The organism is Arthrobacter sp. Br18, assembly GCF_000520555.1.
Classification (GTDB): domain Bacteria; phylum Actinomycetota; class Actinomycetes; order Actinomycetales; family Micrococcaceae; genus Arthrobacter_D.
Genome location: NZ_KI914890.1, coordinates 132,547 through 144,290, shown reverse-complemented (window position 1 = coordinate 144,290; position 11,744 = coordinate 132,547). Strand labels below are relative to the sequence as shown.

The 11,744-nt window shown below is 66.4% G+C and carries 10 protein-coding genes; 7 read left to right on the top strand and 3 right to left on the bottom strand.

Features of this window, described 5'->3' with window-relative positions; genetic code table 11:
• Window positions 1–233 precede the first annotated feature (233 nt).
• Window positions 234–1,607: a class II 3-deoxy-7-phosphoheptulonate synthase gene (locus tag Y704_RS0115875; protein WP_253904375.1), complete on the top strand. Its 1,374-nt coding sequence runs from the start codon at window positions 234–236 to the stop codon at window positions 1,605–1,607.
• A 7-nt stretch (window positions 1,608–1,614) separates the two neighbouring features.
• On the opposite strand, the gene pknB is transcribed toward Y704_RS0115875, so the two are convergent.
• On the bottom strand, window positions 1,615–3,708 hold the full coding sequence (gene pknB / locus Y704_RS0115870) for a Stk1 family PASTA domain-containing Ser/Thr kinase (RefSeq protein ID WP_026550844.1): 2,094 nt from the start codon (window positions 3,706–3,708) through the stop codon (window positions 1,615–1,617).
• A gap of 155 nt (window positions 3,709–3,863) precedes the next feature.
• A complete protein-coding gene (locus Y704_RS0115865; RefSeq protein WP_026550843.1) occupies window positions 3,864–5,435 on the bottom strand; it encodes a lytic transglycosylase domain-containing protein in 1,572 nt (523 codons plus the stop codon).
• Between the two features lie 273 nt (window positions 5,436–5,708).
• Between Y704_RS0115865 and Y704_RS0115860 the strand changes: the two genes are divergently transcribed.
• On the top strand, window positions 5,709–6,062 hold the full coding sequence (locus tag Y704_RS0115860; RefSeq protein ID WP_026550842.1) for an Rv2175c family DNA-binding protein: 354 nt from the start codon (window positions 5,709–5,711) through the stop codon (window positions 6,060–6,062).
• A 72-nt stretch (window positions 6,063–6,134) separates the two neighbouring features.
• Here Y704_RS0115860 and Y704_RS0115855 read toward each other — a convergent pair whose 3' ends face one another.
• Complete coding sequence (locus Y704_RS0115855; protein WP_051477243.1) at window positions 6,135–7,247, bottom strand: polyprenyl synthetase family protein; 1,113 nt, start codon at window positions 7,245–7,247, stop codon at window positions 6,135–6,137.
• Window positions 7,248–7,369: 122 nt separating this feature from the next.
• On the opposite strand from Y704_RS0115855, the gene dinB reads away from it, so the two are divergent.
• From dinB to Y704_RS21975, 5 genes are all read left to right on the top strand, one after another.
• On the top strand, window positions 7,370–8,605 hold the full coding sequence (gene dinB / locus Y704_RS21980; RefSeq protein WP_275451075.1) for a DNA polymerase IV: 1,236 nt from the start codon (window positions 7,370–7,372) through the stop codon (window positions 8,603–8,605).
• Between the two features lie 198 nt (window positions 8,606–8,803).
• A complete protein-coding gene (locus Y704_RS0115845; protein ID WP_026550840.1) occupies window positions 8,804–9,181 on the top strand; it encodes a DUF3040 domain-containing protein in 378 nt (125 codons plus the stop codon).
• A gap of 275 nt (window positions 9,182–9,456) precedes the next feature.
• Window positions 9,457–9,888, top strand: coding sequence for a division/cell wall cluster transcriptional repressor MraZ (gene mraZ / locus Y704_RS0115840; RefSeq protein ID WP_026550839.1), 432 nt, complete (start codon window positions 9,457–9,459; stop codon window positions 9,886–9,888).
• 201 nt (window positions 9,889–10,089) lie between these two features.
• Window positions 10,090–11,091, top strand: a complete 1,002-nt coding sequence (gene rsmH, locus Y704_RS0115830; RefSeq protein ID WP_026550837.1) for a 16S rRNA (cytosine(1402)-N(4))-methyltransferase RsmH — start codon at window positions 10,090–10,092, stop codon at window positions 11,089–11,091.
• Complete coding sequence (locus Y704_RS21975; protein ID WP_051477230.1) at window positions 11,088–11,699, top strand: cell division protein FtsL; 612 nt, start codon at window positions 11,088–11,090, stop codon at window positions 11,697–11,699. The genes rsmH and Y704_RS21975 overlap by 4 nt, the downstream gene beginning before the upstream one ends.
• Window positions 11,700–11,744 lie beyond the last annotated feature (45 nt).

Here is an 11,744-nt window from a genome sequence, read left to right as displayed (position 1 = left end):
AGGTCGGGAAGAAAGCCGGCCCGAGAAGCGACAGGAAGGCCGACAAAAAGGCTGCTCCGGACGCCGGGATCAGGCTGGACAAAAGTTTGGATCCTCCCGAGGATGCGCGGACCTCGGGGATCCCTGACGAACCAACCGGCCGTACGGCAATGTGACTTCAGCGGACCTGCTGCGTGACGTCGCGGCACACGGCATGGTAGTCCAGCGATTAGGCTTAATGGGTGACCGATTCAATTGCCCCTGTCCTTATCCCGACTGTCGAACCCACTGCCGCAGCCCCGACCGCAGGTCTTGATCACTGGCGGTCCCTGGCTATCTCGCAGCAGCCCTCCTGGCAGGACAGCTCGGTGTACGCGGATTCGATCAGGGAGTTGTCCTCCCTGCCGCCGCTCGTGTTCGCGGGAGAGGTGGATGTACTTCGCGAGAGGCTCGCATCCGCCGCCCAGGGGAAGGCTTTCCTCCTGCAGGGCGGAGACTGCGCGGAGACCTTCGAGGGCGCGACTGCCGATCGGATCAGCGCCCGCGTGAAGACCATCCTTCAGATGGCGGTCGTCCTGACCTACGGCGCGTCGCTGCCCGTCATCAAGATGGGACGGATGGCCGGGCAGTTCGCCAAGCCGAGGTCCTCCAATGACGAGACCCGTGGGGGCGTAACGCTTCCCGCCTACCGGGGGGACATGGTGAACGGCTACCCGTTCACGCCGGAGACCCGCGGCCACGACGCCTCGAGGATGGTCAAGGCGTACCACACGTCGGCGTCGACCCTCAACCTGATCCGCGCCTTCACGCAGGGAGGCTTCGCCGATCTCCGCCTCGTGCACCACTGGAACAAGGGCTTCACCGCGAATCCCGCCCACTCGCGCTACGAGTCGACCGCCCGTGAGATCGACCGCGCCGTCCGCTTCATGGAAGCGTGCGGAGCGGATTTCGAGGCACTGAAGCGTGTCGAGTTCTTTGCGAGCCATGAGGCGCTCCTGCTCGACTACGAGCGTGCCCTCACCCGGATCGATTCCCGCACGTCCCTTCCGTACGACACGTCCGCCCACTTCCTCTGGATCGGCGAGCGGACGAGGGATATCGACAGTGCGCACATCGACTTCCTGTCGAGGGTGCGCAACCCGATCGGGGTCAAGCTCGGTCCCTCGACGTCGGGGGCGGACGCCCTCGCGCTCATCGACAAGCTTGACCCGAACCGTGAACCGGGGCGTCTCACGTTCATCACGCGGATGGGCGCGGGCAACATCCGCGAAAAACTGCCCCCGCTGATCGAGAAGGTGACGGCGTCGGGCGCCCAGGTCCTGTGGGTGACGGATCCCATGCACGGCAATACGGTGACCTCGCCCAACGGGTACAAGACCCGCAACTTCGACGACGTCATGGACGAGGTTCGGGGGTTCTTCGAGGTTCACCAGTCGCTGGGTACATTCCCTGGAGGGATCCACGTGGAGATGACCGGCGACGACGTCGCCGAGTGCCTCGGCGGTGCCGATCCCGTGGACCAGGAGTCATTCCTCGAGCGCTACGAGTCGGTGTGCGATCCCCGCCTCAACCACATGCAGTCGCTCGAGATGGCTTTCCTGGTGGCGGGCGAACTCTCCAAGCGGTGATCGCTGGTCAGGTGACGGTGATCGTCACCACTGATCCCTCGGGCTGGTTGCCGGTGAGGTCCTGGCCGGCGACCAGGCCGAGGACCGAGCTTCCGAAGGTGTAATCGACCACCACCCGGAAACCCGAGGCCTCCAGTGCGGCTACTGCCTCCTGCTCGGAGTTCGAGAACACGTTGGGGACCCGCAGAATTCGGGGTCCGGCGGACAGCGTCAGCTCGATCGGGGTTCCACGCCGTGCATCTCCCGTGGCGGGGGACTGCAGTGCGACGGCGCCTTCAGGCACCGAGACGCTGTTCACGGCATCATCGAGCACCTCGGCCGTGAGCCCTGCGTCCTCGATCGCCCGGACGGCGGCATCTCGCGGCAGCCCGGTCACCTCCGGAATCGGGATGGGCCGCGGACCCTGGGACACCACGACGGCGACGGCGAAGCCCTTCCGCACCTCCGTGCCTGCAGCCGGATCCTGGCTCACCACGCGGCCCTCCTCGACGTCTTCGGCGAACTCCTCGCTGACCGTGCCGACGCTGAGGTTCTCCTCAACGAGAGTCGCGGCCGCGCCCACCTGGTTCTCGCCCGTCACATCGGGCACCGCGAACAACTCGGGCCCTTTCGACACCAGCAGTCCGACGCGCTCGAACCGGCGCACCTCGACGGCCGCCGGCGGTTGGGTTCCCACCACCAGGCCGGCCGTCACGGCGTCGTCGAAGACCTCGTTCGTGCTGATCGAGGTGAACCCCTGCTCGTCGAGGAGGGCCCGCGCTTCCGCGAGGGGGCGGTTGGCGACGTCGGGTACGGCGACGATCCCCCCGGGACCGGCGCCGAAGAACCAGCCCGAGACGGCGGCGAGGACGGCAAGCAGCACCAGCAGAGCGACCAGGACCGTTGTCCGCCGGCGTGCTGCCGGCCCCCGCAGCGACTTCTGCGGGCGCTGGGCATCCCTCAGCTGTTGCTTCTGCCGGCTCCGGGGGCTCTGGGAGCTGCCGGCTGACCGGGCAGGATCCGGCTGACGGGTGGTGCCTGGGGGAGGCCCCGGGCGGCCGCGCGGTACCGCGCCGATGACGCGTGTCTCGTGCACGTCGCGGCGGAGAACGGTGGTGGGGTGGGCAGCCATGGGCTGGGACTGCAGGGGGTCCGACGCCGGCGGTACCTTTCCCGACGGCCCGGCAGTGGGGATGACTCCTGTGGCACCCTCGGCCCCCGGGTCGGGCGGGACGGCGCCGACGTCGGACGTGAAGTCCAGCTCCTCGTCCGTCAGGGTGGTCCGGATATGGCGGAGCTCTCCCAGCAGCGCAAGACCGTCGACCGGGCGGTCCTCGGGGTCCGGGGAGGTGCACCACTGCACGAGTTCGTCGATGTCGGGCGGGAGCCCGGGGAGAAGCGTCGACGGCGCGGGGACGCTCGAGTGTGCGTGCTGGAATGCGATCTGGATGGGGGTGTCCCCGGTGAACGGCTGCCGGCCGGTCAACAGCTCGAACAGGACGATGCCGACGGAGTAGATGTCGCTCTGGGCATCTGCCGAGCCGCCGGTGACAAGCTCGGGGGACAGGTAGGCCACCGTGCCGACGAGGGTTCCCGTCCCGGTGCTGGTGGACACAGCCCGTGCCAGCCCGAAGTCGGCGATCTTGATCTGCCCGTTGCTCGCGAGCAGCACGTTCTCGGGTTTCACGTCGCGGTGGACAAGTCCTTCAGCGTGGGCTGCGCCGAGTCCCTCGACCACCGGGTCCAGCAGGGCAAGGGCTTGGCGCGGAGTGAGCCGGCCGCGCTCCCTCAGCAGGTCACGGAGCGTCCGTCCCGGCACATACTCCATCACCAGGTAGGCGATCCGGATTCCGTCGCCGTCCTCCATGCCCTGATCCAGCACCCCCACCACGTGCGGGTGGGAAAGGCGGGCTGCGGATTTTGCCTCCTGCTCGAACCGGTGAAGGAAGCTGGAGTCCTCCGCCAGATGCGGGTACAGCACCTTGAGGGCGACACTGCGGTCGAGCCGCTGGTCGGTGGCGAGGTAGACCGTGGACATCCCGCCGCGCGCCAGCCGCGAAAGCACCAGGTAACGCCCCTCGATGAGGGCGCCTGTCAGAGGGTCTTTCCGCGGTTCCTGCACCTACCGATAGTAAGCGCGCGCAGCGAAGGGGGGCGGGACCAACACCCGCCCCAACCCACCCCCCGCTGATTAAGCACGTGTGGTGGTCATTCCGGAGGGTCAGCAACCGAGGTGCTTAATCAGCGGACGGGGGACCCCGCCGTGCCGATCGGCCTCTACTTGAAGTTGACCTGGTGGGCCTTGATGGCCGCGACATAGGTCTTGGTGTCCTCGAACATGCCCCTGCTCTGCACTGAATACTGGCCCTGGTAGTAGGAAGCGATCGCAATGTCCAGCGACGGACTGGAGCGGATGAGGGAGCGGATGATCGCCACCCCCGCCGTCGCGTTGTCGTACGGGTCGAGGAGGTTCAGCTTCCGCCCGACGAGGTCACTTGCCCATCCTCCGGAGGACGGAATTACCTGCATGGCGCCGATGGCATTCGCCGGAGAGACCGCGCGCTGGTTGAACCCTGACTCCTGGAAGGAGAAGGCGAGCGCGAGGCTCGGATCCACGCCCATGGCTGTCGCGGTGTCGAAAACGATCTTGCGCATCTCGGCCTGGCTCGGGGCGGGGAGGGAATTGAGCAGCTGCTTGTTCGCGTTCGCATCAGCCACCACGGGCGCCGGGTAGGTGACGCCGAGGAAGGACGACGGCACCAGATCCACCGGGGCCGGACCCGGTGTCGGACCGGGAGTCGCGCCGGGCAGCCGCAGCGTCTTCCCGGGATGAATGACAGTGGCGGCGGTGATGTTGTTCGCCTTGAGCAGCTCGGAAAGGCTGACGTTGCTGCGTGCGGCGATCGCACTCAGGGTGTCTCCGGCCTTGATGGTGTAGCTGTCCGCGGGAGCAGGAGCAGGAGCCGGTGCGGGAGCCGTGCCGGGGACGGACTGGACGGGGAGGGACTGGACGGACACTGGTGACGAGCCGAGGATCAGCTTCTGGCCCGGGTGGATGATCGACGTTCTGGAAAGGTTGTTGGCTGAGAGGATGCTGCTGAGGCTGATCCCGTGCCGTGCGGCAATGGCACCGAGGGTGTCGCCGGATCGGACGGTGTAGGCCGCAGCGGGAGCGGGAGCGGAAGCGGGTGTCGGGTTTGCGTCCGCCTCAGGGGCGGCGGCCTCACCCACGACAAGCTTCTGGCCGGGGTGGATGACGGAGCTCAAAACGAGTTTATTGGCCGAGAGGACGCTCGTCAGGCTGACGCCGTGGCGGGCGGCGATGGCGCCCAGGGTGTCACCGGAGCGCACGGTATAGGAGCCCTGCGGTGCCGTCGGTGCGGGCTTCTCGCCGTCGGCCGCAGGAGTGTCCGGGGCTGCGCTGCCGGTGAGCTTGATCTTCTGGCCCGGGTAGATGATGGTGCGCACGTCCATGGCGTTGAGGTCCAGGACGTCGCTCGTCGACAGATCGTGCCTGGCCGCTATTGCGCTGATGGTGTCGCCTGCCCGGACGGTGTAGCTCTCGGGAACGACAACGGTCGGGATGTTGAGCACCGGCACCTGGACCGCGACGAGCGCTGCCGGGACGATGGTGTGCGCTGGGATTGCTGTTGCGGGGCTGAAGGCCCGCACGACGGAGGAAGGCACCGACGGTGCGGCCGTCGCCGGTTGTGCAAGAGCGACCGAGGACAGGATCACGGCGGGGATCGCAGCAGTGGACACGGCGAGGCTGAGGCGTCGGGGCGTGGTGCGCGCAGTGGCGTGCCGCGAAGATCCGGATGGCGATGCAGGTGGTCGCTGGACAGTCATGTTCTGTTCCTCATCTGTGGGCGGTTCGGTGACCGCGCGTTGTGCGGGCATCCTGGGCGATTCATCTCGCCGGCCAGGACGCACCACGAGTGCGAAGGTGATACAAAAGGGTCACAAGGTTTTTGTGTTGCCACTGTGACTTATGTGAATTTACACGACTCCCCGCATAGCACAAGGGAATCGGCCGCCGGGGGATCTTGGCCAGCGGCGTGTTCCGGCGCGGTCGAATGCCGGAAGTGGTGGCTCGTGCGGACCTCATGGCACCCTTGGAGGGTGATGGAACTTGAAGAACTTGTCCCTGGCTGGTTGAACCTGCCTGACGCCGCGGCCCTGCTGGGCGTGTCGATTACGAAAGTCCACGGACTGCTGGATGACCGGGCCCTCGTGTCCGTGAGGATCACCGGCCGGAACATCCGCAGCATCCCGGCTGATTTCTTCCTGGAGGACGGTGTCCTCGAGAGCCTTCGAGGCACAGTGGTGGTGCTCGCCGATTCCGGTTTCAAGGACGACGAGATCATCCGCTGGCTCTTCACCGAGGACGAATCCCTACCAGGGCGTCCCATCGACGCGCTGCGCGAGGGACGGAAGACCGAAATCCGACGCCGGGCGCAGGCCGCCGCCTGGTAGGCGCCGGCCCTGCGCTGCTTTCCGCGCGGAAGAAGCCGCGGGCTCGGAACGCTGCGGGGCGCAGCGCTGTTGCTAGAAGGACCGGGTGACGGCCGCCTCCGCGAGGGCGCGGAGCGCGGCAGCGGAGAGCTCATCGATGGTAAGGCCCTCCAGTGCGAGGAACGCATCCGCCGACCGCCGGGCGATCAACTGTTCGGTATGGGCGAGAGCGCCGCTGTCCTCGATCCTGCTGCGCAGCTCCGCCACGTCGGCGTCCCTCAGATCGGGCCTGCCCAGGAGGCGGTTCACGGTGTCCCGGCCGCCGGCGTCACTCGCGCCGAGGGTCCGGGCAATGAGATAGGTGCGTTTCCCTTCGCGCAGGTCGTCACCCGCGGGTTTGCCGGTGATAGCTGGATCCCCGAAGACTCCCAGAACGTCGTCGCGAAGCTGGAACGCCTCACCGAGTGGCAGGGCGAAGGAGGAAAAGGCCTCGAGCAGCCCGGGCTCCGCTCCCGCCAGCGCTCCGCCCAGCATCAGCGGACGCTCCATCGAGTACTTGGCGGATTTGAACCGCAGGATGTTGAGCGCCCGCTCGGCGGCGACATCGGGCGTCTGGTCAGGTCCCACCGCCTCCTCGAGGAGATCCAGATACTGGCCCGCCATCACCTCCGTCCTCATCCGGTTGAAGATGGGCCTCGCGCCGGCGCAGTCCAGACCGTCGCACGCCGCGGTGAACAACTCCTCGCTGAAGGTCAGGCAAAGGTCTCCTGCAAGGATCGCCGACGACGCACCGAAGCGATCCGGATCAAGGTGCCAGTGTGCGGCCCGGTGCCGGATGCTGAACTGCCGGTGCACGCTTGGCGCGCCCCTTCGGGTGTCCGACCTGTCGATCAGGTCATCGTGGATGAGCGCGGCCGCCTGAAAGAATTCGAGGGCAATTCCGGCCGTGACGACGGACCGCGCGGCGGGGGAACCGCCGGCGGCCCGCCAGCCCCAGTAGCAGAGAAGGGCGCGCATGCGCTTCCCGCCGTCGGTCAGGAGCCGTATTGCGTCGAGCAGGGCGAGTGACTCCACCGATATTCCGGCAAGGATCGTCGACTGCTCGTCAAGGAACCGGGAGGATTCGCGGGTCATCGAGGCGCGGAAGGCGTGCTGGTCGCGGTCGATGATTCCGGCGAGTGAACCGCTTCGGTTCGGACTCGGCATGGCGGACGGCATGGCTCTCCCGGTGCGGCTTGGGCGTGTTGCTCCTACTGTAACCGTCCGCGCGGAGCGCCCGTGCCGGTTCACCTGCAGGGACGATGCCCGATGCTCGGTACGATGGGGCAGTGACGCTCACGGATGGGCTGGAGAACCCGGAGTGCTCGATCCTCCACATCGATATGGACGCCTTCTATGTGTCCGTCGAGCTGTTGCAGCGTCCCGAGCTGAAGGGTGTGCCGGTGATCGTGGGTTCGCCGTCCGGCCGGTCCGTGGTGCTCTCCGCGTCCTACGAGGCCCGCCGGTATGGTGTGAGGTCCGCCATGCCCATGGCCATCGCCGTCCGCCGGTGTCCCACCGCGGTGATCCTCCCACCGCACCATGACCGTTATGCCGAACTGTCCCTGGCCGTCATGCGTATTTTCCGCTCCGTGACGCCGGTCGTGGAACAGCTGAGCGTGGACGAGGCATTTCTTGACGTGGCCGGCGCCCTCCGCCGGCTGGGAAGCCCGAGATCGATCGGCGAGCAGATCCGTGCCGAGATCAGCGGCACTCTCGGCATGACCGCGAGCGTGGGAGCGGCAACCACCAAGTTCGTCGCGAAAATCGCCTCGACGAGGGCTAAGCCGGACGGCCTGTTGTTGATTCCCGGCGCCGAGACGGTCGCCTATCTGCATACCCTCCCGGTTTCCGCACTGTGGGGCGTCGGGGCCAAGACCCAGGAGACCCTGGCGCGACTCGGCATCCGCACGGTCCAGGACGTAGCCCATACGCCGGTTCCCGCGCTGCGGCGATTGCTGGGGACATCCGGAGAGCATGTGCACCACCTCGCATGGGGGCGGGATCCGAGGAGTGTGGTGGTTTCCCGCAAGGAAAAAAGTATCGGTGCGGAGGAAACGTTCGAGCAGGATGTCTCATCGGATACCGTCCTGCGGACCGAACTGCTCAGGCTCGCACACCGGACGGCGGCACGCCTGCGGGCATCCGGGCATTCCGCCGGAGGCATCTCCCTCAAGCTGCGCTACGCGGACTTCTCGACGCTGACACGATCGAAGAAGCTGGTTGAACCGGTGGACAGCGCCCATGCCCTCCTTTCCGCCGCGACCGCACTGCTCTCAGGGCTCGGCGACCGTCCGCAGCCGGTGAGGCTCATCGGCCTCCGCGCTGAGCACCTGAGCTCCGGTGGGTCCGGTGCCCAGCCGGCCCTTGACGGCAACGATGACAACTGGCGCAGTGCAGAGGCTGCGCTGGACGAAGTCAACCGGAAGTTCGGAACTTCGGGAATCCTGCCGGCCAGCTTGCTGAAGCTGCCGGCCGGGTCCTCCCACGCGCGCCGCAGAACCGGCCGGGACAACGGCTCGTAGCACCGGAGTTCCGGGACCAGCAAGCCACATTGTGACTTTCCACCGAAACCGTAGCAAACTACTCTTTATACATAGGCAAAGCGCGAAAGCAGCAGTAGCTGGCGCCTGGTCCGCGGTTCCATGTTCAGGGGAACCAGACAGGCGGCACACTCGTTCTTTGGATCAATGAACGTTGGCACTGACAGCAAGGAGGCGATCATGGCACTCTCGGAACACGAGCAGAGGCTGCTTGATCAGCTCGAACAACAACTACACGCCGACGATCCCAAATTCGCGCATTCCATGGCGTCCAATACACGCGGGTCGATGTCGACGCGGCGGGTGGTCATCGGATCGCTCATCACCATCGCCGGAATCCTGGTGCTGCTCGCGGGGATCTCCCAGCAGTTCATCCTTCTGGGGGTGGCCGGCTTCCTGGTGATGGGCGCCGGCGTCTACTTCGCAACCACGAAGCCGAAATCGATCGAGGGTGGCCCGACCGCCGGGCGCCCCGTGAAGCCGGCCTCCGCTGGAAAGAGCGGCTTCATGACGACTCTTGAAGACAAGTGGGACGAGCGCAAACGGGACCAGCCGTAAGGCGTCGGCGAAAGCTCCTGCGCCGGACACCGCAGTATCAATTCGGCACAACAGAACGCAAAAGACCCGCTTCGGCGGGTCTTTTGCCTTTAAGCACCTGAACCGGAATCTCCCTCCACTTCACTCCCCACTGCCGTGCCCCGGAATGGCGGGGAAGGGACCCTGAAACGACGCGCCGGGGAGGCCTGGCCGCGTTGACGGTGGGGGTTTGTGGAGTAAAGTGGGGAATATAAGAGCAAAGTGATGGCGCACACGGATTCGGACAGGCGGTAGGGATGTTCCTGGGGACACATTCACCTCGCCTCGATGAGAAGGGCAGGCTGATCCTGCCGGCAAAATTCCGCGACGAGCTGGCCCCCGGACTTGTCCTCACGCGAGGGCAGGAGCGCTGCATCTATGTTTTTAGCGCAAGCGAATTCGAGAAGGTCCACGAGGAAATGCGCGCGGCTCCGATCTCATCCCGCCAGGCCAGGGATTACGTCCGCGTCTTCCTGTCGGGCGCTTCGGATGAACTCCCGGACAAGCAGGGGCGAATCACCATTCCGCCCGTGCTGCGCGCCTATGCGGGGCTGGACCGGGAACTTGCGGTCATCGGGGCGGGAAACCGCGCGGAGATCTGGGACGCGGGAGCCTGGGATCGCTACCTCGAAGAGAAAGAAACAGCATTCTCCGAGACGGATGAGGATGCTTTGCCCGGGATCATCTAGGCACCACGCGGCCCGGATGTTCTTGGATGAGATCTCCACCCGTCGGCTAGACCGCACCACCTGGCTCCACTTCCCCGGAGCCAGGCGGCGGTTCATCCGGCCGGATGGGGATCTGATCCAAGAAGCCGGGCCCGGGGCCGCCCGGATGCCCGTCCAACAGCCCGGCACGTCAATTCAACTGATGCAGGAAGGAGAAGGTGCGTGAGCGAAGACCGCCCCACCGGTGAACGGCACGTGCCGGTACTGCGCGATCGCTGCGTATCCCTCCTGGCACCTGCGGTTGCATCGGCACGGGAAGCAGGCCGCCGCCCTGTCCTCGTCGACGCGACCCTGGGAATGGGCGGCCATGCCGAGGCGATGCTCTCCGAGTTTCCGACCGCGCACCTGGTGGGTATCGACCGGGACACCGAGGCATTGCGGCTCGCGGGGGAGAGGCTCGAGGCCTTCGCCGACCGGACCGACCTGGTTCATGCGATCTATGACGAGATCGACGACATCCTGGCCGACCTCGGAATTCCCGCTGCAGACGGGTTCCTTTTCGATCTGGGCGTGTCCTCGCTGCAACTCGACGAGCGCGAGAGGGGATTCGCCTACTCCTATGACGCACCCCTGGACATGCGCATGGATACCACCAGGGGTGTCACTGCCGCCGAGATCGTCAATACCTACTCCCAGGAGGAACTCCTCCGCATCATCCGTTCCTGGGGCGAGGAGAAGTTCGCCGGCCGGATCGCCTCGGCGATCGTCGCGGCACGGAGTGAGGCCGCCCTGGAGACCACCGGACAGCTCGTCACGGCCATTCGGAGCGTTGTCCCCGCGGCTGCCGCCCGCACCGGAGGGCATCCCGCCAAACGAACCTTCCAGGCCCTACGGATCGAGGTCAACGAGGAACTCGCCGTGCTGTCGCGGGCCGTCCCCGAGGCGATCGACGCGGTGCGGCCTGGAGGGCGCATCGTCGTTCTGTCCTACCACTCGCTCGAGGACCGCATCGTGAAGTCCGCTTTCGCCGCCGGTTCGAGATCCTCGGCTCCGCCGGGTTTCCCCGTGGAGCTTGAGCGGCACAAGGCGTATCTCCGGTCGTTGACGCGTGGCACGGAGGCGCCGACAAAGCTCGAAGTCGAAGAGAATCCGAGGGCTGCGTCAGCGAAGCTCCGGGCAGTTGAACGAATTCGGGAACGCCCCGTGGACAGGAAGAAAAATTGAGCCAGGCATTGATCGCGGAGAAGACCCACTCCTACCATGCACCGGCCGGTAGCCGGGCGCTCTCCGGAAGTCGGGTACTGTCGACACCACATCCCGCCGGGCCGCGTCCGGCGGGTGCACCGGCTCCCCGCACGCGCACCCCGCTGTCGGTCGTGCCGGCGCGGCCGGCGAAGCGCCGGATTCCCTTCGTGGTGTTCAGCTTCGTGGCACTGGTGGCCGCGCTGGTCACGGTTCTCATGCTCAACATCTCAGTGTCCGGCACCCAGTACGAGCTGGTTCAGCTCCGGGGGCAGCAGATTGCCCTAAGCCAGGAGAACCAGGCCCTCGAACAGAAGATCGAGAACCGGGAGGCCCCGCAGAACCTCGCCGCCGCGGCAACGGAACTCGGCATGGTCGCATCCCCGACCTTCGGCTCGATCGAGATAGATTCCCTGAAGGTGACAGGCACTCCGGAGGCCGCCACGAAAACCGATGGGCCGCGTGCCCTCATCCCGGCTCCACACTCCGATCTCCAGTTGGACGCGAAGCCGGACACTGCGGCCCAGACTGGAACTGAAGCACCCGGCGGCACCATCCCCGGTCCGGAGCAGGCCGCAACAGACGGGTAGCCCGCCACCTCGCCCCTACTGTTCGTGCCGACTGACAAGGAATCT